A 22,517-nucleotide genomic window follows, 5' to 3' on the forward strand; every position below is an offset into this window, starting at 1 on the left:
GTTTTGATAAAATTGATATAAAACATAAATTTGGCGATGGAGTTATTACTGATGTGGTCGAAAGATTGATTTAAGTCAAAGAATTGCGGCGGTCTGACTGGTATACAGAACAATAAGACAACAATGGTTTTACCAAATAACCAAGATAGTTTCTCCCCCTTGGAATTTATATCCGCATTATGGAGGCACCAAATGATTACTGGTATTCAAATTACTAAAGCTAACAATGAAGCCTTACTGAACTCTTTTTGGCTGTTAGATGATGAAAAATCTGAACTGCGCTGCGTTTGCGCTAAAGCGGGTTATGCCGAAGATCAGATAGTTCCTGCCAGTGAGTTAGGCCAGATTGAATATCGCGAAGTTCCACTGGAAGTGCAGCCTACTGTGCGTGTTGAAGGTGGTCAGCATTTGAACGTTAACGTTCTGCGCCGCGAAACACTGGAAGATGCAGTGAAAAATCCAGAAAAATATCCTCAGTTGACGATTCGTGTTTCTGGCTATGCAGTGCGTTTTAACTCCCTGACACCAGAACAACAACGTGATGTAATTACTCGTACTTTCACTGAAAGTCTGTAATTTTTGTCATAACGTTTAAGTCATTCAAAAATTCTAAGGGAGCTTCGGCTCCCTTTTTCATCTCTTCTATTTAGTGGTCGATAAATTTGATAACGATCACACTTCTCTATATTTATAAGTAAATCTTATCATTTCTATTTAAGAACATCATCCGATGTGTCGATAGATAAACCCATAACGCCGAACTAATTATCTGGATTATCTTTCGACAAGGAGTTGGCATGAGTGGACCTGTCAGTTTGATTAGGCCTACTGCATTAGTAGGTTTAATGAGTCAAGTGAACCCATCGGAACTGCCAAAGAGGGATGTCACCACCGCAGACAAGCCTTCAGTGGGACAACCGACTCATCTTACTGCAGCAACGCTGGCAGGTAATGAGCTTTGTTATAGTATGCAAGCTAACGTTAGCCTGACACGAAGTAACGGAGCTGCGACGGGGAGTGAGTATGTTGCGATATCAAATGGACAAGGATCACAGCAAGGGGACTATTCATTAGCATTACTCGCTAAAGATGTTTACGCTCCTGCTGCTGGTAGCATCGGCGGGTTTACACGTTTGAGTGATGGTGAGTTACTGGCTGCGGGAATAGATCCGGCGAGTTTATTTAATAGTGCTTCAGGATTTCAGGCTGGGATTTATCATGATAATCAGCAGTATGTTTTATCCTTTGCCGGTACCAATGATGTAAATGATTGGTTAAGTAACATCCGGCAAGCCACTGGCTACGATGATGTACAGTATAATCAAGCCGTTGCTGTAGGGAAAACCGCAAAAATGGCATTTGGTGATGCGCTGGTGATTACCGGGCACTCATTGGGGGGCGGTTTGGCGGCGACCGCAGCATTAGCGAGTGGAACATTTGCGGTGACATTTAATGCCGCGGGTGTTTCAGACCACACCATAAATCGCCTTGGTATGGACCCCACTCAAGCACGGATTTCAGCAGGAAACGGTGGTGTGCGCTGCTATAGCGAACAATATGATTTGCTGACAGATGCACAGGAATCTACGTGGTTAATTCCTGATGCGGTAGGCCATAAAATCACTCTGACAAATAGTGACAAACTCACTGGGATAGATGATTGGCTGCCACATAAGCACCTTGAACGCCGCTTATCGGCACACAGTATTGATAAAGTGATCAGCTCAATGAGTGAACAACAACCTTGGGAGCGGCAGTATGCCTGAATCGACACTGGCAATGAGGGTGAGGCGCCATTTGCGTTATGCCATCTACGGTGTTTTGATGCCATTAATAAGTTTTGAGGGGCAGGCGATGACAGATATTAATACAGCTTTTACTGATCCGATTGTAATACCGATCGCTGATGCGATTGTCCACGGAGATGTAAAACAGATCCATCAGTTAGCAAATGAAAAGTTGTTGCAGCAGCAAGGTGATCGGTCGGTAACCCTGATGCAGTGGGCTATTCTCAACCAACAGCCAGAAAGTTTAGCGGCGTTGCTGCAAGAGCATGCTGATCCATTTCAGTCGGGCATGCAGGGTGATACCGCCTGGCATACGGCGGCTAGTGTGCAAGATGCGCATTACCTGCAAATTTTACTTGAAGGCCGTATGAAACCTAATGCGCGCAATAGTGTAACACTGGCGACGCCATTGGCTGCGGCTGTTATGGCGGGGCGCGGAGTTCAGGTTATCCTGCTGTTAGTTGCTGGGGTCGATCCGAATATGGCTGATCGGATGGGGGATACACCACTGCATTTAGCGGGCAAAACCAATGCGCCAGATCTGGCATTGCGGCTATTAAAAGCCGGTGCTGATCCTGAATTACGCAACAAGCAGGGGGCAACCTTTCAACAATATTTTGCCATGACGCCTTTGAATATTCAAAGTGCTGAAATGCAACAAAAACACCAGCAATTGAATACCTGGCTGCGTGGGAAGAAACTCGCTGAGGTTTATCAGCAGTAGCAGAATATTAGCCGGATAGGCTAAAACGCAACTTGAGTGCGGAATACAGTAAGGTTGTCGCCATCGTGCTGATAATAAAAAACCGCTGTTATAAGCGGCTTTTTCGCAAGAATGCTAAATCAATCAGCACTCTTGGTATCAGGTTTTTCCTTTGGCTTACGCCGCTTACCAACATTTTTGGCATCGCGGTGACGTACCTTAACCTTTACCTTCTCTTTGCTGGCTTCTTTTAGCTCTTTACGCTTTGCTAAAACCTTTTTAGAAGGTTTACCGGTGGTTTTTTCGCTTGGTGCCTTGCTGGTCGGGCGTAATTCATCAATAACCCGTGGCTTCAATGGTTCGTTCAGATAACGGCCAATTTTACCCAGCAATAGATGGTCATGCGCTTCAACTAATGAGATAGCAACACCTTTGCGCCCGGCGCGGCCAGTACGGCCAATACGGTGCAGATAGACATCAGATGTCAGCGGCAGATCAAAGTTGAATACATGACTGATATCGTCGATGTCGAGACCGCGTGAAGCCACATCAGTGGCAACCAGAACGTTAACCCGGCCATCGCCTAAACGAATAACGGCTTCGGTGCGTTTCGCCTGAACCATTTCACCTTCGAGGAACCAGGCGTTAATTCCGGCCTCACGTAGCCAACTGACCAGTTGGTGTACCTTTTCACGGGTTCTGACGAAAATGATGGATTTCTGCACTTCCGGTTGCTTGAGCAGATGCACTAGCAGCGCGGTTTTGTGTTCGATATTGTCAGCACGATAGTACCATTGCTGAATTTTTTTACGTTCGCGACGAGATGGATCGGCTTCCAACTCTACCGGCTCATTCAGGATGCGTTCCGCAAACTCACGGATAGCTTCACCTTCAAGCGTGGCGGAGAACAGTAAGGTTTGTTTACGCCAGCGAGTCTCTGCGGCGATGGTTTCAATGTCCTGCGCAAAGCCCATATCCAGCATACGGTCGGCTTCATCCAGAATCAGGGTTTCTACTGCCCGACAGTCAAAGTTCTCTTCTTTGATGTATTGCAACAAGCGGCCAGTGGTCGCAACAACGATATCCTGATTTTCACTAAACACTTCCGCGTGGTTCATATAAGCCACACCGCCGGTGATCGTGGCGATATCCAGCTGTGTATGCTTGGCCAATTCACGGGCTTGATCCGCAACTTGCATGGCTAATTCACGGGTTGGCGTCAGGATCAGTATCCGTGGCGGGCCAGATTTTTTGCGTGGGAAATCGAGCAAATGCTGCAAGGCAGGCAGCAAAAAGGCGGCAGTTTTGCCAGTACCTGTTGGAGCCGAACCCAATACATCGCGCCCATCCATAGCTGGCGGAATAGCCGCAGCTTGAATGGCGGTAGGGCGCTCATAGCCTTTGTCGCGCAGTGCGTCAATCAGGCGTTCATCGAGATCGAGTTCGGAAAAATTGGTTACAGTCATGGTCTTCCTCTACTTGGGGCGCCGATTATAGACGGGTTAGCCGAATTCTTCACCTGTTTAAGCGGTAATGATGTCTTTTCCCTTCAATCATATTGTCCTATGCTACGCCGGTTATGGATTCTGGTGACTAATGTGGGCGAACAATTGAAAAAAAAACCGGTGTTACGTGGTGGTGGTTTCACTTTTAAACAATTCTTTGTGGCACATGACTGCTGTGCGATGAAGGTAGGCACTGATGGTGTTCTACTTGGGGCTTGGGTGCCGGTGGAAAAAGCCCATAAAGTGTTGGATATCGGTTGTGGCAGTGGACTTATTGCTCTAATGATTGCTCAACGTTCAACATCTGAGGTATTGATTGATGGCGTTGAACTGGAGCCAGAAGCCGCACGGCAGGCAAGCAGCAATGCGGCGTCATCTCCCTGGGCTGAGCGGGTTCGTATTTATCAGCAGGACGTGCACCAGTTTGCTGAAAACCACCCTCATCAGTATGATCTGATTGTCAGCAATCCACCTTATTTTGCTCCGGCGCTCGCCTGCCGGGATGAGGCCCGCGATACTGCGCGTTACACCGGCTCCTTAACGCATGATGCTTTACTAAACTGTGCTGAGAAGCTTATCACACCGAGCGGTGCGTTTTGTGTGGTTTTACCTCATGACTTGGGAATTGAACTCTCCCGCCTTGCTATTCAACAAAACTGGTTCGTTCACTGCCAAGTAGACATCAGGGATCGTCCTGGTAAGCCGCTAAATAGAATGTTATTGACGTTATCGCGCCAGATGGGAGAGACGGAGTATCAGCATTTAGCTTTGCGTCAATCTGAAGGGGTCTATTCCCCAGAGTTTTGTCAGTTGATCAGCGAGTTTTATCTCAACTATTAGTTATCGTGATAAGTGGTTGTAGTGATAAGTCAAAAATCAGGATAAGCAGGGCGCGATAGTGAACCGCGCCCTGAAAAGCTATTATGGATGAAGAATGGTAGGCTGTGGATTCTCTATTTGATCAGGATAATCAAGCGTATAATGCAAACCACGGCTCTCTTTACGCTCCATGGCACAGCGCACGATTAACTCAGCGACCTGCACGAGGTTACGTAATTCCAGCAGATTATTGGAGATACGGAAGTTGGCATAATATTCATCAATCTCCTGCTGTAATGTATTGATACGGCGTAAAGCGCGCTCTAAGCGTTTGGTGGTGCGCACAATACCGACGTAATCCCACATGAATAAACGCAGTTCATGCCAGTTATGCTGAATGACGACACGTTCATCAGAGTTATCAACACGGCTTTCATCCCAGTCTGGCAAATGTTTCGCCAATTTGGCATGTGGTAAGCGCATAAGAATATCTTCAGCGGCAGACCAGCCATACACCAGGCACTCGAGCAGAGAGTTAGAAGCCATGCGGTTAGCGCCATGCAAGCCGGTATAGCTGACTTCGCCAATCGCATATAAACCATCCAAGTCAGTACGCCCATGTTGGTCTACCATTACACCGCCACAGGTATAGTGAGCAGCAGGTACGATAGGAATGGCTTCTTTGGTCAGATCGATACCGAGCGACAGTAGTTTTTCGTAGATCATCGGGAAGTGCTGCATCACGAAATCAGTCGGTTTATGACTGATATCCAGATACATACAATCAGCACCGAGGCGCTTCATCTCATGGTCTATGGCACGGGCGACGATATCACGCGGGGCCAATTCCCCTCGGGGGTCAAAATCAAGCATAAAGCGGCTGCCGTCAGGGCGCTTAAGGTAAGCACCTTCGCCACGTAATGCTTCGGTCAGTAAGAAGTTACGCGCTTGCGGATGGAACAAGCAGGTAGGATGAAATTGGTTAAATTCTAAATTAGCGACACGACACCCAGCACGCCATGCCATGGCGATACCATCGCCAGAAGAGATATCGGGGTTAGTGGTATATTGGTAAACTTTGGCGGCACCACCGGTAGCTAAAACGACCGCTTTAGCCCGAAAAGTTTCAACTTTCTCAAGCTCCCGGTTCCAGATATAAGCGCCGACCACACGTTTAGTGCCCGTCAGACCAATTTTATTGGACGTGATAAGATCGACAGCATTACAGCGTTCTTTCACTAAAATGTTAGGGTGGGTCCTTGCTTTACCTACCAGGGTGGTTTCTACTTCTTTACCTGTAGCATCAGCAGTATGCAGTATACGGCGATGGCTATGGCCGCCTTCACGGGTAAGGTGATAACGTTCTTCGCCGCTGGCATTGGTTTCGGTATCAAACAGGACGCCTTGATCAATAAGCCATTGCACGCAAGAGCGGGCGTTACTGGCAATAAACTCTACGGCGTCTTTGTCACAAAGCCCGGCCCCAGCAATCAGGGTGTCATCGACATGTGAACTAATGCTGTCAGTTTCATCAAAAACGGCAGCAATACCTCCCTGAGCATAAAAAGTGGCACCTTCATTAAGTGGCCCTTTGCTCAGAACAGTTACTTTACAATGTGGCGCCAGGCGTAAAGCCAATGACAAACCGGCAGCGCCACTCCCGATGATCAATACATCGCTAACGTGTTCAGATGATGATTGCATATCGTATGATGTGTGCAGAAGAAGAGTGAAATTCATGTTAGCCTATCTGCCAGAGCAAAAGCTATGGCTATAAGATGTCTAAAGAATATTCAGACAAATAATCTGGCAACATGGAACTTTGCAATTTTTATAAACTCCAAGCGTGTGCTTGCTCAGGAAAATAAAGATATGGCTGGCAGTACTACTTTTAGCGTGAGGATAGATTTCGGGAGAGTTCACCTCGGATGAGCGAGCAGTTAACGGATCAGATGCTGGTTGAACGGGTCCAGAAAGGTGATCAGCAATCGTTCAATTTACTGGTAATTCGATACCAGCATAAGGTTGCGAGCCTTGTATCCCGCTATGTGCCTCAGGGTGATGTCCCTGATGTAGTTCAGGAATCTTTTATCAAAGCTTATCGTGCATTGGAGTCATTTCGTGGCGATAGCGCTTTCTATACGTGGCTTTACCGTATTGCTGTGAATACAGCAAAAAATTACTTAGTTGCTCAGGGGCGGCGCCCGCCATCCAGTGATGTGGATGCAAATGATGCTGAAAATTACGAAAATGCGGGTGCATTGAAAGAAATATCGAACCCTGAGAACTTAATGTTGTCTGAAGAATTGAGGCAGATAGTTTTTAAAACCATAGAGTCACTTCCTGAAGATCTGCGGATGGCGATTACACTCAGGGAGTTAGATGGTCTAAGCTATGAAGAGATAGCTGTGATTATGGACTGTCCGGTCGGTACTGTTCGTTCCCGTATCTTCCGTGCCAGAGAGGCTATCGATAATAAAGTTCAGCCGCTAATTCAGCGATAAGCGGACACATAAAGGGTATTTGGCATGCAGAAAGAAAAGCTTTCCGCTCTGATGGACGGAGAAACTCTCGATAGTGAGCTGCTTGGTTCTTTATCGAAAGATAAAGCATTGCAGCAAAGCTGGCAGAGCTATCATTTAATCCGTGATACCCTGCGGGGGGATGTTGGTGAAGTCTTGCATCTGGATATCGCCAGCCGAGTCGCAGAGGCACTCAAAAACGAGCCTGCTCGTTTTGTACCTATTGCTGTGCCTGAATCTCAGCCACAACCTCATGTCTGGCAGAAAATGCCTTTCTGGCAAAAAGTTCGCCCATGGGCCAGCCAGATTACTCAGGTTGGGGTTGCCGCGTGTGTTTCTCTAGCGGTAATTGTTGGGGTTCAACAATACAACCAACCCGAATCAGGTAATTTGCAACCAGAATCACCTGCATTTAATACCTTACCGATGATGGGTAAAGCCTCGCCAGTAAGTTTTGGTGTGCCTGCTGATGGTTCTTTCGGAACGTCTCAACAGCATCAGGTTCAGGAGCAACGTCGGCGAGTCAATATGATGACTCAATTGCAAGATTTTGAATTGCAACGCCGCTTGCCACAAACTGACGTGTTGCAGCAGCCTTCAACATCGACACAAGCCGCTATTCAGGTTCCCGGAACTCAGTCCTTAGGAATGCAGCAGCAGTAATGAAGCAACTTTGGTTCTCCGTCTGTTTAATGACGGGCAGCCTGTTCATGCCAACAATTGCTTCGGCGGAAACGACGCCGATAGCAATGTTGCAGGAAATGAGCAGTGCCAGCCAGTCGCTCAACTATGAGCTATCCTACATTAATGTTAATAAGCAAGGGATTGATTCTCTTCGCTATCGACATGCTATTTTAGATAAAAAAACCTTTGCGCAATTGCTGCGTATGGATGGCCCACGCACTGAGATCTTACAGCGTGGTAATGAAATAAGTTATTTCGAGCCTGGTTTCGATGCTTTCACTCTGGCGGGTGAACATATAGTTGATGCATTGCCGTCTATCGTATTCCCCGATTTTGAAAAGCTGTCAAAATTCTATAACTATATTGCACTTGGCCGTGCCCGTATTGCAGACCGACCATGTCAGGTTATTCGGGTAGTCGCCCGTGACAGTACCCGATACAGCTATATTATTTGGATGGATGAAACGAGCAAACTCCCAATGCGGGTAGATTTGTTAGATCGTGATGGTGAAACACTTGAGCAATTTCGTGTGATTTCTTTTGCTATCGGTGAACCTATTCAGGATATTTTGCAAGGTATGGTAAAGCTCTCTTTACCGCCATTGCTTGCATTACCTGCTAAAACCAAGGTTGATTTTACCTGGGCCCCTCGTTGGTTGCCGGAAGGTGTTTCCGAGGTTTCACGCAGTCGCCGTACATTACCGAATATGGATGCACCAACAGAATCACGGTTATATTCTGATGGGTTATTCAGTTTTTCAGTAAATATAAATCCGGCGGGTAAAGATGCGCCTTCAGAGCAATCCTTACGTCAAGGTCGTAGAACTGTGCATACTGAAGCTCGTAATAGTGTTGAAATTACCATAGTTGGCGAGCTTCCGCCTACAACTGCAAAACGTATCGCTGACAGTATTGTTTTGGAATCAACAAAATGATGAAAGAATGGGCTACAGTTATTTCGTGGCAAAATGGTGTTGCTCTATTGCGTTGTGAACCACAGTCTGGTTGTGGGAGTTGCAATGCGCGCACTGGATGCGGTAGTCATTTATTAAATGAATTGGGGCCGGAGTCGGAGCACCAATTACAAATAGCTATCTCGCAACCGCTTGAACCTGGTCAAAAGGTTGAAGTCGGTATTAGTGAGGGGAGTTTATTACGTTCTGCTTCTTTGGTTTATCTAACGCCTTTAGCCGGATTGATTGCGGGTGGCGGTTTATTTCAGGCTTTATTTGTTACCGATGCTTTTACTGCTCTAGGCGCTATTTTAGGTGCTGGGCTAGGTTTTTTGCTCGCCAGAACATTAGCGAGCAGAATTGAAGGACAGAGTGACTATCAACCAATGATTCTACAGATTGGTTTACCCCCAACGACTATACGAATTCAGTAACAGAATAATTCCTTTCCTCTCAGCCATGATAGGCCGGAATACGGTTTTGTATCATGTGTTCAACTAAAGCAATAAAAAGATCGGCACTGATAAGCGCTGAGTAATCTACTGAGAAAAGTATGTTACCTTTAGCATCAAATAAGCGTATTTTATCATGATCTTTCTCGCGTAACGTCTCGACACGCAGGATGTCTTCAATGCTGATAATACCGTCTGTTGTAATTAATGAGTGTGCACTAAGTGAAAGTGGAGTTGTATCCATCTGAACATTTTTCACCATGATTACATTTAAAAGACCATGGTATATGAGTGATTTTAGCCAGTTGTCATTCTTTTTAATTACATCAAATACAATTGCTTTCCCTCGGGATAAAGAGTTTAAACTTACTATCCCGACATGCATGACTTGTTGATGGATGATTGTGTTTATCAGCGGGTAAGCATTAGTTATATTATTAATTATAATATTCCATGGCTGAAGTTTAGAGGTGCGAAATGCCATTGTGTTAATTTTGCCATTAGGGTTTACTCCTGTATGGTATTTATGAATGTATTGTATTTTATTAAATGTAATAAAATAGACATTTCCACTGTGATGATTGAAGACCCGTACTCCTTTCTCATAAAGAAAGTAGGTAAACATTGGATTACAGTGTAAGCGCAAATACAAAAAGGTACTCAGCGAGATAGCTGCAATAGCGACACATAAGATCGAAAGAATTGATGGGGTTGAAAAAATAGATGTCGCCATTGATAAAGTAATTATTATAAAACTAAATACTAATATAAGTATTATTGCGACGATAGTGGCTCTGGAGTTATTTTTTCTAAACTCATGGCGGCTCAGTATTTTTCCTTCATCAATCATAATATTCTCCATATGGCCGCCAAGAGGATATTTCACTTGGTTGTTATAAAATCACATGAATACTTTAAATTATTATCCAACAGGGTAAATGAGCATTTTCCGAAAATGAATTAATCATCAGTTCGACAAAATAGAAATATGTGCACCACTAAATTAGGCGCGTAGGGTATCTATCGTGCTGATTATAATCAGTTAAATAATACACACTAGCGAGCTTTATAAGCTATAGGCACAATAAAGTTATTGGTATTAAACTATTTTTACCGGGATATCAGCACGGAACAGCGCTAAGAGTATGTACTATCAATAGCGATGTAAGGTAAGGCGTTGATACATTTTAACAGGATAAATCAGCTAACAAGCTAAGTGTGATGCCTTTCACGAGGCAGACTTACAGTGTAAGATGCGTGCATATTTATGTGGGTAGTTTTGGGTTTGAGTCCATCGCTGTGTCCACCAATAATTAATTAAAGACAACGACTAGAGAAAAATTCATATAAATGAAGCACATAAGAAACTTTTCTATTATTGCCCATATTGACCACGGTAAGTCGACGCTGTCGGACCGTATTATTCAGATTTGTGGCGGATTATCTGAGCGTGAAATGGCCGCTCAAGTACTGGATTCTATGGATCTGGAGCGTGAGCGTGGTATTACCATCAAGGCACAGAGCGTGACGCTTGATTACCATGCTAAAGATGGTCAAACCTATCAGCTCAACTTTATCGATACCCCTGGTCACGTTGACTTCTCTTATGAAGTTTCCCGCTCCTTAGCGGCTTGTGAAGGGGCATTGCTGGTTGTTGACGCCGGGCAAGGCGTTGAAGCACAAACGCTGGCGAACTGCTACACCGCGATGGAAATGAATCTGGAAGTGGTTCCTGTTTTAAATAAAATCGACCTGCCGGCTGCTGACCCTGAGCGTGTTGCGGAAGAAATTGAAGACATCGTGGGCATTGATGCGACTGATGCGGTACGTTGCTCAGCGAAAACTGGTGTAGGTGTACCCGATATCCTTGAGCGTTTGGTGCGTGATATTCCGCCGCCAGAGGGTGATCCTGATGGTCCATTACAAGCGCTAATTATCGATTCCTGGTTTGATAATTATCTGGGTGTTGTATCGTTAATTCGTATTAAAAATGGCTCATTGCGTAAAGGCGATAAGGTTAAAGTAATGAGTACCGGGCAGAGTTATAATGCTGAGCGCCTCGGTATTTTTACACCAAAACGTATAGATCGCGATATGTTGAACTGCGGTGAGGTTGGCTGGTTGGTGTGTGCGATAAAAGACATTTTGGGCGCACCGGTCGGCGATACATTGACTCTGACCCGTAACCCGGCGGAGAAGTCATTACCTGGCTTTAAGAAAGTAAAACCACAGGTTTATGCCGGTCTGTTCCCTATTAGTTCAGACGATTATGAAGCTTTCCGTGATGCACTGGGCAAGTTGAGTCTTAATGACGCCTCTTTGTTCTACGAACCAGAAAGCTCCACCGCATTGGGCTTTGGTTTCCGCTGTGGCTTCCTCGGCTTACTGCATATGGAGATCATTCAGGAGCGTCTGGAGCGTGAGTACGATCTGGAGTTGATCACCACCGCACCGACGGTCGTATATGAAGTGATCACCACCAGTCAGGAAACCGTTTACGTTGATAGCCCATCCAAGCTGCCGGCGTTGAACAACATCGAAGAGCTACGCGAGCCAATTGCTGAGTGTCATATGCTGTTGCCGCAGGAATACCTGGGTAACGTCATCACGTTGTGTATTGAAAAACGTGGTATGCAGACCAACATGGTTTACCACGGTAACCAAGTGGCGCTGACGTATGAAATTCCGATGGCTGAAGTGGTGCTCGATTTCTTCGATCGCCTGAAGTCGACATCCCGTGGCTACGCCTCGCTGGATTACAATTTCAAACGTTTCCAGACCTCTGACATGGTGCGTGTTGATGTGTTAATCAACAACGAGCGTGTAGATGCGCTGGCGCTTATTACCCATCGTGATAATGCGCAATACCGTGGCCGTGATCTGGTTGAGAAAATGAAAGAATTGATCCCGCGCCAGCAATTTGATATTGCAATTCAGGCTGCTATCGGTAACCACATCATTGCCCGTTCTACTGTGAAACAGTTACGTAAAAACGTACTGGCGAAGTGTTATGGCGGTGACGTTAGCCGTAAGAAGAAACTTTTGCAGAAACAGAAAGACGGTAAAAAACGTATGAAACAGGTCGGTAACGTTGAATTACCGCAAGAGGCTTTCCTGGCTATTCTGCACGTTGGAAAAGACAGCAAATAAGGAGTTTTGATGGCTAACATGTTTGCCTTGATTTTAGCGATAGCAACACTGCTGACAGGGATTATCTGGTGCTTCGAGCGGTTTAAATGGGGACCGGCTCGCCAGGCAAAAATTGCGGCAGTTAATGCGCAAACTGCGGCGATCAAGGCACAAACGGGTTGTGCTGTAGATAATAAGACTTTAGCACAGGCGGCAAGGCAGCCTGGCTGGATAGAGACTTGTGCTTCAGTCTTCCCGGTGTTAGCTCTGGTATTTATCGTTCGTTCGTTTATTTACGAACCGTTCCAGATCCCTTCTGGTTCGATGATGCCAACGCTATTGATCGGTGACTTCATTCTGGTTGAGAAGTTTGCTTATGGTATTAAAGATCCCATCACGCAAACTACGCTGATCCCTACGGGACATCCAAAACGTGGTGATATCGCGGTATTTAAATATCCGCTCGATCCGCGTTTGGACTATATCAAGCGTGTAGTGGGCTTACCGGGTGACCGCGTTAGCTATAATCCAATCAGCAAGGAAGTGACGGTGCAGCCTGCATGTAATACCGGTACTTCTTGTGATAGTGCGTTGCCAATTACTTACAGTGCATCTGAGCCAAGCGATTTTGTGCAGACATTCCGCTATAGCGGCAATGGCGAGGCTTCTGCTGGCTTCTTCCAAATCCCGACAAATCAGGCAGTGCCTGATGGTGGGGTACGTTTGCGTGAGCGCACCGAAACTCTTGGGCCGGTGGCACACCATATTCTGACCGTCCCTGGGCGTCAGGAGCAGATAGGCGCTTATTATCAACAACCTAACCAGCCTTTAGGGGTTTGGGTGGTGCCGGAAGGTCACTATTTTATGATGGGCGACAACCGGGATAACAGTGCAGATAGCCGCTTCTGGGGGTTTGTGCCGGAACGTAATCTAGTTGGCAAGGCCACTGCTATTTGGATGAGTTTTGAAAAGCAAGAGGGTGAATGGCCAACGGGTGTTCGTTTAAGTCGAATTGGTGGAATCCATTAGTATCGGCTATACCCAGATGGTGGAGTTGCAGCCAGGTAGCAAACGAGCACATCCCGATGAACCGACAAAAGTCAGTAATTCGGGTGACAAATCTGCTAGAAGTAGATTTGAACGCCGCTAGCACTGCTGCAACTTCAAGTAAGCAGGGTATTTAAACGCAGCATTATATTTCCACTCGTTGTAGAATAACCCTTCGAGCGATAAAAGTTGGCTTCTTTATGGGAGCCACTGCAAACGAAACAGTTTTGTCCTGCAATATTGGCGGATCAGACCTGTTCCGTATGCTGTAGTTTTTGACGCATTCTTGATCTATTGGTAACTCATGAACCCCATCGTAATAAACAGGCTACAGCGGAAGCTGGGCTACACTTTTCAACAGCAGGAGCTCTTGCTGCAAGCACTGACTCATCGTAGCGCCAGTAGCAAACACAATGAGCGTTTGGAGTTCCTGGGTGACTCTATATTAAGTTTCGTTGTTGCCAATGAGCTGTATCGTCGCTTTCCCCGTGTCGATGAAGGGGACATGAGTCGGATGCGTGCCACATTGGTTAGAGGAAATACACTCGCTGAAATGGCCCGTGAATTTGACCTCGGTGAATGTTTACGCCTTGGGCCGGGTGAATTGAAAAGTGGTGGTTTCCGTCGCGAATCAATTTTGGCGGATACAGTAGAAGCCTTAATTGGCGGTATATTCTTAGATAGCGATATTCATATGATTGAACGGCTGATTCTCGACTGGTATCGCAGTCGGTTGGAAGAAATCAGCCCAGGTGATAAGCAGAAAGACCCGAAAACGCGCTTGCAAGAATATTTGCAAGGCCGTCATCTGCCATTGCCCTCTTATCTGGTTGTGCAGGTTCGCGGAGAAGCACATGACCAGGAATTTACTATCCACTGCCAGGTGAGTGGCTTGAATGAACCGGTAATAGGTACCGGCTCAAGTCGCCGTAAAGCTGAGCAGGCGGCAGCGGAACAAGCGCTGAAACAGTTGGAGCTTGAATGAGCGAAGTAGAAAAAACGTATTGTGGTTTTATTGCAATTGTAGGTCGCCCGAATGTGGGTAAATCTACTTTGCTAAATGAACTGTTGGGGCAAAAAGTCTCCATCACTTCACGTAAACCACAAACCACACGCCACCGTATTATGGGGATCCATACTGAAGGGCCTTATCAGGCCATTTATGTTGATACCCCGGGGCTGCATATTGAAGAAAAACGCGCGATTAACCGCTTAATGAATCGCGCGGCAAGCAGCTCTCTCGGTGATGTGGAATTAGTGATTTTTGTAGTCGAAGGCACCAATTGGACTGCCGACGATGAAATGGTCGTTAATAAGCTGCGCAGTTTACAATGCCCGGTATTATTGGCGATCAACAAAGTTGATAACGTAACAGACAAAACCAAGCTGTTGCCCCATATTCAGTTCTTAAGTAAGCAGATGAATTTCCTGGACGTCGTACCAATCTCTGCCGAGAAAGGGATGAACGTGGATACCATCGCTGGCATCGTGCGCAAGCTTATGCCGGAAGCGGGTCATCATTTCCCGGAAGATTATATCACTGACCGCTCTCAGCGTTTTATGGCGTCAGAAATCATTCGCGAAAAGTTGATGCGCTTCTTGGGTGAGGAATTACCTTACTCAGTAACAGTTGAAATTGAACAGTTTGTCCCAAATGAGCGCGGTGGTTATAACATCCATGGGCTGATTTTGGTTGAACGCGAAGGCCAGAAGAAAATGGTCATCGGTAATAAAGGTTCGAAAATCAAGACCATTGGTATTGAAGCCCGTCAGGACATGGAACAAATGTTCGAAGCAAAAGTGCATCTTGAGCTGTGGGTGAAAGTGAAATCAGGCTGGGCAGATGACGAACGTGCATTGCGCAGCTTAGGCTATACCGACGATCTGAAGTAAGACTCGCCAATGGACGGTTGGCAACGCGCATTTGTCCTGCATGGGCGACCCTATAGTGAAACCAGTTTGATGCTGGATTTATTTACTGAAGGGGAAGGTCGCATGCGGGTGCTGGCCAAAGGTGCGCGGGGTCGCCGCTCCAATCTAAAAGGCTGCTTGCAGCCTTTTACGCCATTATTGGTTCGCTGGACCGGGCGTGGTGAAGTTAAAACCTTACGCAGTGCTGAGCCAGTATCACTGGCTCTTCCATTGACTGGCTCTATGTTGTATAGCGGTTTATATGTCAATGAGCTGCTTTCCCGCGTGTTAGAACATCAAACCAATTACTCTGCTTTATTCTTCGATTATCTGCATTGCTTACAGGCTTTGGCAGGCAGTGATGGATCGCCCGAATATGCCCTGCGCCAGTTTGAATTGGCGATATTGGCTCATCTTGGCTATGGTGTGGATTTTCTCCACTGTGCGGGGAGTGGTCAGCCGGTGTCAGAGACCATGACCTACCGCTATCGGGAAGAAAAAGGATTTATCGCCAGCTTGGTGGTTGATCACTATAGCTTTACTGGCCGCCAATTATCGGCTTTGGCTAACCGTGAATTTCCTGATGCCGATACTTTACGTGCAGCCAAGCGCTTCACCCGCATCGCCCTCAAACCCTATTTGGGGGGGAAACCGTTAAAAAGTCGCGAACTGTTTCGTCAGTTTGTGATTAAGCCACCAGCGGATCCAGTGCCGTAGTAGCAATACCTTCATGTTTTAAACTGCCCATCATCAACTTTCCCGTACAGTAACCTATCCGCTGACAGTCTAGTCGGTGTAAACTGCAAGGCACTTATGCGTTTAAGGGCCGGTTTTTGCGTGCTCATTGACCTATTAAAGATGCATCCATATCTGGAGGGCTGTCATGGCTGATTTGTTGTTGGGCGTCAATATCGATCACATTGCGACATTACGAAATGCACGTGGGACCATTTACCCCGACCCTGTTCAGGCCGCGTTTATTGCCGAGCAAGCGGGTGCCGACGGTATTACCGTGCATTTACGTGAAGATCGCCGCCATATCACTGATCGAGATGTACGCATCTTGCGCCAAACTATCCAGACCCGCATGAATCTGGAGATGGCGGTTACCGATGAAATGGTTGATATTGCTTGTGAGTTACAACCGCACTTTTGCTGTCTGGTGCCGGAAAAACGCCAAGAAGTTACCACCGAAGGCGGGCTAGATGTTGCCGGTCAACTCGATAAAATGACCATTGCGGTGAGCCGATTATCTGAGGCCGGTATTCTGGTGTCACTGTTTATCGATCCCGATATGCGCCAGATTGATGCAGCTGTTACCGTGGGTGCCCCTTATATTGAAATCCACACCGGTGCGTACGCAGATGCCACCACCGATTTGGTGCGTCAAGCTGAATTAGTGCGTATCACCAAAGCTGCGACCTATGCCGCAGGCAAAGGGTTGAAAGTGAATGCCGGTCATGGCCTGACCTATCACAATGTGCAACCAATCGCAGCCTTACCAGAGATTCATGAGCTGAATATCGGCCATGCAATTATTGGTCAGGCCGTAATGACGGGCCTTGCAGCTGCCGTTACTGAGATGAAAGTATTAATGCGGGAAGCGCGTCGTTAATGGCGATTTTGGGGTTAGGCACTGATATTGTTGAAATTTCAAGGATTGAAGCGGTGGTGGAGCGCAGTGGCGAAAAACTGGCGCGGCGTATCCTTAGCCCATCGGAATGGCAGCACTATCAGCAGCATCAGCAGCCAATTCGTTTTCTGGCAAAACGCTTTGCCGTTAAAGAGGCCGCGGCCAAGGCATTTGGTACTGGTATTCGTAATGGCTTGGCATTTAATCAGTTTGAAGTTGTTAACGATGCACTGGGTAAGCCGACGCTGCGTTTACATCAGCGCGCGGCAGAATTGGCCGCTGAGCTGGGTGTCAAATCCTTACATGTAACGTTGGCCGATGAACGGCGTTATGCCTGCGCGACCGTAATTATTGAAAGCTAGGTCCGTTTTAGCCGCGAATAGTGGTGAAAGAGAGCAGGGGCGTGCATGCGAATGCCGCCCTTTTTGTTATGCGCGAGTATATTGTTGGTATTAAAAACGAGTCTTGCTGCGGGGATTACAAACGTTCGGCGTGATGCAGTTGGACAAACTTATCCCACAATTGTTCGTTACTCTCAACCCAGGCAGGATCGATAGCAATCGTATTATCGATAGGACAGACCAACTGGCAGGTTGGTGTTTCGTAATGACCGACACATTCCGTACAGCGCATCGGATCAATCTGATAGATCTCTGCACCCATGGAAATTGCCTCATTAGGGCATTCCGGCTCGCACATGTCGCAATTAATACATTTACGAGTGATCAACAGGGCCATGCTTTCTCTTACCTTAGGTCGGGTATTCTCAACTGCGGGGGATTATACCCCTCTGCTATCCTTAGACCAGTTTTTTTACCAGTGCCGCACTGTGCTTAATATGATCCTGCGCGCTTTCCAAGTCTTGTTGGATCATCGCCATAAATAATAGATCAGTCAGAGCATATTGCGCGGTACTTGAGGAGATCGCGGCACTGCGAATCGCGGGTTCTTCCGAAATGGTATATAAGCAATGATCGGCACGTTGCTGCAAACTGTTGGGGGAAAAACTGGTCAATGCCAGCACTTTGGCACCACAACGCTGTGCTTCTTCAGCCGCCAGATTTATCTCACGGCGTTCGCCGCTAAATGAGATAGCCAGCAGTAAATCCCGTGCATCCAATGCTTGTACTGCGGCCAGTTGTGCATGCATATCGGTTTCGGAGACCGCCATAATGCCTATTTTCAGTAACTTATAAGCCAGATCTTTTGCCACCAGCCCCGAAGCACCAATACCGGTTAGAATAATCCGTCGTGCCGACAATAACATCTCTAATGCTTGCGTAAGTCGTTCTTCACTATTGATATCCAAGGTGGCCCGTAGTGCTGCGGCTTTCTCGCTCAGGAGTTTTTCCCCAACGATTTTTAAACTGTCAGTGCTCAAGATCTGATTATGCAGTGTCACTGCCTGTGCCGGGGCCGCGACAATTTCACTCAGGGCCAGTTTTAGCGCCGGGAAGCCTTTATAGCCTAATTTTTGGGCAAACTTAACCACTGCAGATTGGCTAACCCCGGTTTGCAGCGCCAACTTTTGCGAACTAAGATGACGTGCCTGCTCAGGATTAGTGAGCAGAAAATCGGCTAACTTACGGTCATTTTGTGCCAGCGTTGGATAAAGCTGACGAATGCGAAGAAGACTACTCATAAATCAGTTCCTGAATGCGGGAGAGCTTAATAATACCCGGAAAGACTCAAGATAAAGGGCAAGTGATGGAGCATAGCACCCTTTTTTGCTGATCATTCGATGAATGGCGCAAGAAAATAGTCGCTTTATAGAATATAATATTCAATTATATATTATATTTTATGAATTAAATATTCAAAGAGGAACATGTCATGAATCTAGGAGCATTGATTTCAGAAAGTCGTAATCCGGCCACGATGGAGCTGGATAAGCTCTCTACGCTCGAAATGTTGACCTGCTTTAATGATGAAGATCGCAAAGTGCCGGAGGCCATTCGTTTGGTGTTACCGGCTATCGCTCAAGCGGTAGATTTAGCCGCGGAGTCCTTAAAGCAAGGTGGGCGGCTCATTTATCTGGGGGCCGGTACCAGTGGTCGGCTCGGCGTGCTGGATGCTTCCGAATGCCCACCGACCTTTGGTGTGCCTCATGGCAGGGTGATTGGTCTAATTGCCGGTGGCCCGGGTGCTTTATTCAAAGCGGTGGAAGGTGCTGAGGATGATATCGCGCTCGGTGTGCGGGATCTGCAAGATTTAAAGCTGACGGCAACTGATATGGTGGTCGGGCTGGCAGCTTCTGGTCGCACGCCTTATGTCATCGGTGCGCTACGTTATGCCCGCCAACTTGGGTGCCCAACGGCGGCTATTTCTTGTAACCCAGACTCTCCTATCGCGCAAGAAGCTCAGGTTGCGATTTCACCGGTAGTAGGGCCGGAAGCCCTCACTGGTTCTACGCGTATGAAGTCGGGCACCGCGCAGAAGTTGGTACTGAATATGCTATCCACTGGGGCGATGGTGAGACTGGGTAAGGTTTATCAAAATCTGATGGTAGATGTGAAAGCGACTAACGTGAAGTTGGTTGATCGCGCTTGTCGTATTGTGGTTGAAGCCACCGGGGCCAGCCGTGCAGAGGCTGAAAATGCTTTATCACAAACCGAGTTTAACGTAAAACCAGCCATTTTGATGATTCTGAAAGGCGTGAGTGCCGAGCAGGCTCGCCAGGATCTACAGCAACATAATGGCTATTTGCGTGCAGCATTGTAAGACGCACACTCAGGGGATTAGCACTCGTTGGTAATTGGCCTCGATGCCGCAGGCAAAGTGATGTTGTATTTAGTCGCGATGATTGTCACCATACTTGCAGGTTTCATATTTAACTGGTTTATGGGATTCAATGATCCTGAGGAGTAACGTTTGAGCGCAGAGCAGGCCACATCGACCTTTGAGCAAACTGACAGTAACCGCGAGGGGACGGCCGAGGCATTATCAGAAAACGCCAAACGCATTGTCTTCTTTGATCTGGATGGCACGTTGCATCAACAGGACATGTTTGGCAGTTTTTTGCGTTTTTTGTTGCGACATTTACCGCTAAATCTGTTGCTGGTGGTCCCATTATTGCCGGTGATTGGGCTGGGATTGCTGCAGGGCGGTCGTTGCGCTCGTTGGCCAATGAGCCTGTTACTGTGGGCGATAACCTTCGGTCGGCGTGAAGCGCATTTGAAAGATTTGGAATTACGTTTTGTGAATGATTTTCGCCAAAAAGTTACCGAATTTCCCGTGGTCGTGATGCGTTTGCGCCAATATCTGGAGAGCCATGACGCACAGGTATGGTTGATAACTGGCTCGCCGCAACGGCTGGTGGAACAGGTTTATCATGATTCGGCGTTTATTCACCGTTTGCGGTTGGTCGGTAGCCGCATGGCGCGGCGTAATGGCGGCTGGGTGCTACCTCTGCGCTGTTTGGGGCCAGAGAAAGTGGTGCAACTGGAACAGCGTTTGGGATCGCCGCTGAAACTTTATAGCGGATACTCGGACAGTAAGCAGGATAACCCGCTATTGTATTTTTGCGAGCATCGCTGGCGGGTCAGTAAAAGCGGCGAATTACAGCAATTAGAATAAACGCCCATTGCAGTCATTCGCCATTTTAAGTGGTTTTGGCTCTAGTGTGTGACGTCATTATCATGGTGGCCGAGCCGCCATATTCGTTCGGCATGCCGGCCCAGTAACCACAAGCTAATGCCGAGCAGCAGGAAGAAGATAGTTTTCGGCATCGCATCCCAGAAGAACTCAAAGAAACGGGTATACAAGTTGATGGCCAAAAATGTCAGGCCGAAGCCGCGCAACATGGCATCATCTCGTTTTAGTCCCAGCCAAATAGCGACGCTGGCGGCAATGGCAAACAATAGACTCCAATGCAGCAACTCTATCTGGCGCACCTGATACCAATAGTCCAGGTCACCGTAATTGCCAAAAATAGACAATAACCACAGGGCAATAAACAGATAAAGCAGCCCCATCGCCTGTGACACCCGATCTAGCCGACGTTGTGCCAACTGCGGTTGCAACACCAGTGCCGCTGCACAAAGTAGCAGGCCAAAAGCAATAAAGCGTATCGGGTAGCTCATTCCCAGCCAGTAGGCGCCCCAACCGGACAAATAGCCAGTTTCTGCCCCAAACGCATTACCCAGTGACAGCAAGGCAAATAGCCATACTAATGGCGCACGACCAAACCAGCCCACCACACCATAGATGACGGTACCCAACAGCAGTAATACTGAGATACGACCACTACCATTATCCAGCCACTCACCGAGTTGGCCGATGGCGGCTGCGGTAAATATTACGCCGAGAAAGAGTACGGCTTCATTACTGTAAATCTTACTGGGATCTCGCCGGTGGCGGTTAAAGCCCCAGCCGTAAAATGCGGCGGCCAATATCGCCGTGACCACCACCCGCACCGGGGGATCAAAGCGGAAAAACTGGCTTATCCAGTTGAGTAAGAAAGTATCAGTCATCAGGCTGCCAATGGCGATAACCAGCGAAGCCAGTGCGGCAAGAAAGGCGTAACCGGCTAATCTGCGCCAGTCAAACGGTTGAACATCAATATTCTGTAACAGACGTTGATGCTCTTCCTCAGGGATAACGCCTTCACTGGCCCATCCATTCAGGGTTTTACGTACTACCGCGGCATTTTTCTTGCTGAGCTTCATGTAGCTGGCTTCCATATGCTGATAATTTATATCAGGAATGATTTATATCCTGCCGGAACATTAACCGATCATTATGGACTGAGCTACTTTATATTGGAGATAGCGGGTATAGCGGTTGTCGCTGGCTGTGTATAATGCACGCCGCCAAAGTACCAGAGAGGTTAATGTGTCTGCTGATAAAAGTTTGTTTTCTGAATTTGATTTACCTGCTGAATACAGTGATGAGTACTGGATGCTACGGGCGTTGACGCTGGCTCTGCGGGCACAAGAAGAGGGAGAAGTCCCGGTTGGCGCGGTGTTAGTGCTGGGCAACCAGGTGATTGGCGAAGGGTGGAATAAGTCTATTCGCGATAACGACCCTACCGCTCATGCAGAAATCATGGCGCTACGGCAAGGCGGGCAGGTGGTGCAGAACTATCGTCTGCTGGAAGCCACGCTATATGTGACGCTGGAGCCATGCGTAATGTGTGCCGGAGCCATGATACACAGCCGGATCCGTCGCTTGGTCTATGGGGCCAATGATTTAAAAACCGGTGCTGCCGGTTCGCTGGTGGATATCTTGCGCCATCCGGGGATGAATCATCAAATAGAGGTCAGTGCCGGGGTACTGGCACAGACGTGTTCCCACCAATTAAGTGCTTTTTTCCGCCTACGACGTGAGCAGCAAAAGGCGTTGAAACTCGCGCGGCAGCCATGATTCGGCCC

Annotated in this window: 24 protein-coding genes and 1 pseudogene; 19 read left to right on the forward strand and 6 right to left on the reverse strand. The window is 47.3% G+C overall.

Features of this window, described 5'->3' with window-relative positions:
* Nucleotides 1-192 precede the first annotated feature (192 nt).
* The 3 genes from grcA to V1956_RS07865 all read left to right on the forward strand — a co-directional run bounded on the left by grcA (nucleotide 193) and on the right by V1956_RS07865 (nucleotide 2,511).
* Nucleotides 193-576: an autonomous glycyl radical cofactor GrcA gene (grcA, locus tag V1956_RS07855; RefSeq protein ID WP_005188661.1), complete on the forward strand. Its 384-nt coding sequence runs from the start codon at nucleotides 193-195 to the stop codon at nucleotides 574-576.
* 221 nt (nucleotides 577-797) lie between these two features.
* Complete coding sequence (locus tag V1956_RS07860; RefSeq protein ID WP_420074724.1) at nucleotides 798-1,766, forward strand: phospholipase; 969 nt, start codon at nucleotides 798-800, stop codon at nucleotides 1,764-1,766.
* A gap of 88 nt (nucleotides 1,767-1,854) precedes the next feature.
* Nucleotides 1,855-2,511 carry an ankyrin repeat domain-containing protein gene (locus tag V1956_RS07865; RefSeq protein ID WP_372559941.1) on the forward strand — a complete coding sequence of 219 codons (657 nt, stop codon included), beginning with the start codon at nucleotides 1,855-1,857 and terminating at the stop codon, nucleotides 2,509-2,511.
* 119 nt (nucleotides 2,512-2,630) lie between these two features.
* On the opposite strand, the gene srmB is transcribed toward V1956_RS07865, so the two are convergent.
* Nucleotides 2,631-3,956 carry an ATP-dependent RNA helicase SrmB gene (gene srmB / locus V1956_RS07870; RefSeq protein ID WP_005188653.1) on the reverse strand — a complete coding sequence of 442 codons (1,326 nt, stop codon included), beginning with the start codon at nucleotides 3,954-3,956 and terminating at the stop codon, nucleotides 2,631-2,633.
* Nucleotides 3,957-4,088: 132 nt separating this feature from the next.
* Between srmB and trmN the strand changes: the two genes are divergently transcribed.
* On the forward strand, nucleotides 4,089-4,835 hold the full coding sequence (trmN, locus tag V1956_RS07875) for a tRNA(1)(Val) (adenine(37)-N(6))-methyltransferase TrmN (RefSeq protein WP_442825789.1): 747 nt from the start codon (nucleotides 4,089-4,091) through the stop codon (nucleotides 4,833-4,835).
* An 81-nt stretch (nucleotides 4,836-4,916) separates the two neighbouring features.
* On the opposite strand, the gene nadB is transcribed toward trmN, so the two are convergent.
* Nucleotides 4,917-6,518, reverse strand: coding sequence for an L-aspartate oxidase (nadB, locus tag V1956_RS07880; protein ID WP_193784795.1), 1,602 nt, complete (start codon nucleotides 6,516-6,518; stop codon nucleotides 4,917-4,919).
* A gap of 224 nt (nucleotides 6,519-6,742) precedes the next feature.
* Here nadB and rpoE point away from each other — a divergent pair, with 224 nt between their 5' ends.
* Genes rpoE through rseC form a run of 4 tightly spaced genes read left to right on the forward strand, consistent with a single transcriptional unit; the run spans nucleotide 6,743 to nucleotide 9,407 of the window.
* Complete coding sequence (gene rpoE, locus V1956_RS07885) at nucleotides 6,743-7,318, forward strand: RNA polymerase sigma factor RpoE (RefSeq protein WP_005159396.1); 576 nt, start codon at nucleotides 6,743-6,745, stop codon at nucleotides 7,316-7,318.
* 24 nt (nucleotides 7,319-7,342) lie between these two features.
* A complete protein-coding gene (gene rseA, locus V1956_RS07890; RefSeq protein ID WP_083163122.1) occupies nucleotides 7,343-7,999 on the forward strand; it encodes an anti-sigma-E factor RseA in 657 nt (218 codons plus the stop codon).
* Nucleotides 7,999-8,955 (forward strand): sigma-E factor regulatory protein RseB, encoded by a 957-nt coding sequence (gene rseB / locus V1956_RS07895; RefSeq protein ID WP_442824993.1) that lies wholly within the window; start codon nucleotides 7,999-8,001, stop codon nucleotides 8,953-8,955. Before rseA ends, rseB begins: the two co-directional genes overlap by 1 nt.
* Nucleotides 8,952-9,407 carry a SoxR-reducing system protein RseC gene (gene rseC, locus V1956_RS07900; RefSeq protein ID WP_083163126.1) on the forward strand — a complete coding sequence of 152 codons (456 nt, stop codon included), beginning with the start codon at nucleotides 8,952-8,954 and terminating at the stop codon, nucleotides 9,405-9,407. The genes rseB and rseC overlap by 4 nt, the downstream gene beginning before the upstream one ends.
* A 19-nt stretch (nucleotides 9,408-9,426) precedes the next feature.
* Here the strand turns inward: rseC and V1956_RS07905 are convergent, their stop codons facing one another.
* Complete coding sequence (locus V1956_RS07905; RefSeq protein ID WP_372559696.1) at nucleotides 9,427-10,275, reverse strand: hypothetical protein; 849 nt, start codon at nucleotides 10,273-10,275, stop codon at nucleotides 9,427-9,429.
* 500 nt (nucleotides 10,276-10,775) lie between these two features.
* Between V1956_RS07905 and lepA the strand changes: the two genes are divergently transcribed.
* The 7 genes from lepA (at nucleotide 10,776) to acpS (ending at nucleotide 17,507) form a co-directional block, all read left to right on the forward strand.
* Nucleotides 10,776-12,575 (forward strand): translation elongation factor 4, encoded by a 1,800-nt coding sequence (gene lepA, locus V1956_RS07910; protein WP_083163131.1) that lies wholly within the window; start codon nucleotides 10,776-10,778, stop codon nucleotides 12,573-12,575.
* 9 nt (nucleotides 12,576-12,584) lie between these two features.
* The gene (lepB, locus tag V1956_RS07915; protein ID WP_083163133.1) at nucleotides 12,585-13,583 is read left to right on the forward strand and encodes a signal peptidase I; all 999 of its coding nucleotides are present in this window, start codon (nucleotides 12,585-12,587) and stop codon (nucleotides 13,581-13,583) included.
* 322 nt (nucleotides 13,584-13,905) lie between these two features.
* Nucleotides 13,906-14,586, forward strand: a complete 681-nt coding sequence (rnc, locus tag V1956_RS07920; RefSeq protein ID WP_083163135.1) for a ribonuclease III — start codon at nucleotides 13,906-13,908, stop codon at nucleotides 14,584-14,586.
* Nucleotides 14,583-15,494 (forward strand): GTPase Era, encoded by a 912-nt coding sequence (gene era, locus V1956_RS07925; RefSeq protein WP_083163137.1) that lies wholly within the window; start codon nucleotides 14,583-14,585, stop codon nucleotides 15,492-15,494. The genes rnc and era overlap by 4 nt, the downstream gene beginning before the upstream one ends.
* Before the next feature lie 9 nt (nucleotides 15,495-15,503).
* Complete coding sequence (recO, locus tag V1956_RS07930) at nucleotides 15,504-16,229, forward strand: DNA repair protein RecO (protein WP_083163139.1); 726 nt, start codon at nucleotides 15,504-15,506, stop codon at nucleotides 16,227-16,229.
* A gap of 166 nt (nucleotides 16,230-16,395) precedes the next feature.
* A complete protein-coding gene (pdxJ, locus tag V1956_RS07935; RefSeq protein ID WP_083163141.1) occupies nucleotides 16,396-17,127 on the forward strand; it encodes a pyridoxine 5'-phosphate synthase in 732 nt (243 codons plus the stop codon).
* A complete protein-coding gene (gene acpS / locus V1956_RS07940) occupies nucleotides 17,127-17,507 on the forward strand; it encodes a holo-ACP synthase (RefSeq protein ID WP_083163143.1) in 381 nt (126 codons plus the stop codon). The genes pdxJ and acpS overlap by 1 nt, the downstream gene beginning before the upstream one ends.
* 115 nt (nucleotides 17,508-17,622) lie before the next feature.
* Here the strand turns inward: acpS and V1956_RS07945 are convergent, their stop codons facing one another.
* The gene (locus tag V1956_RS07945) at nucleotides 17,623-17,883 is read right to left on the reverse strand and encodes a YfhL family 4Fe-4S dicluster ferredoxin (RefSeq protein WP_032906988.1); all 261 of its coding nucleotides are present in this window, start codon (nucleotides 17,881-17,883) and stop codon (nucleotides 17,623-17,625) included.
* A 61-nt stretch (nucleotides 17,884-17,944) separates the two neighbouring features.
* Nucleotides 17,945-18,787 (reverse strand): MurR/RpiR family transcriptional regulator, encoded by an 843-nt coding sequence (locus V1956_RS07950; RefSeq protein ID WP_372559695.1) that lies wholly within the window; start codon nucleotides 18,785-18,787, stop codon nucleotides 17,945-17,947.
* A gap of 191 nt (nucleotides 18,788-18,978) precedes the next feature.
* On the opposite strand from V1956_RS07950, the gene murQ reads away from it, so the two are divergent.
* The 3 genes and pseudogenes from murQ to yfhb all read left to right on the forward strand — a co-directional run bounded on the left by murQ (nucleotide 18,979) and on the right by yfhb (nucleotide 20,721).
* Entirely contained in the window at nucleotides 18,979-19,866 is an 888-nt protein-coding gene (gene murQ / locus V1956_RS07955) for an N-acetylmuramic acid 6-phosphate etherase (RefSeq protein ID WP_372559694.1), read from the forward strand.
* A 51-nt stretch (nucleotides 19,867-19,917) separates the two neighbouring features.
* Nucleotides 19,918-20,013 (forward strand): annotated as a pseudogene (locus V1956_RS07960) (PTS transporter subunit EIIC); the annotation flags it as partial.
* A gap of 3 nt (nucleotides 20,014-20,016) precedes the next feature.
* On the forward strand, nucleotides 20,017-20,721 hold the full coding sequence (yfhb, locus tag V1956_RS07965) for a phosphatidylglycerophosphatase C (protein ID WP_193784796.1): 705 nt from the start codon (nucleotides 20,017-20,019) through the stop codon (nucleotides 20,719-20,721).
* Between the two features lie 41 nt (nucleotides 20,722-20,762).
* Here yfhb and V1956_RS07970 read toward each other — a convergent pair whose 3' ends face one another.
* Complete coding sequence (locus tag V1956_RS07970; RefSeq protein WP_442824994.1) at nucleotides 20,763-21,812, reverse strand: DUF2157 domain-containing protein; 1,050 nt, start codon at nucleotides 21,810-21,812, stop codon at nucleotides 20,763-20,765.
* Between the two features lie 127 nt (nucleotides 21,813-21,939).
* Here V1956_RS07970 and tadA point away from each other — a divergent pair, with 127 nt between their 5' ends.
* Entirely contained in the window at nucleotides 21,940-22,509 is a 570-nt protein-coding gene (tadA, locus tag V1956_RS07975) for a tRNA adenosine(34) deaminase TadA (protein ID WP_372559692.1), read from the forward strand.
* Nucleotides 22,510-22,517: the final 8 nt, after the last annotated feature.

This window comes from Yersinia sp. 2540 StPb PI (assembly GCF_052217165.1).
GTDB classification, from domain to species: domain Bacteria; phylum Pseudomonadota; class Gammaproteobacteria; order Enterobacterales; family Enterobacteriaceae; genus Yersinia; species Yersinia enterocolitica_E.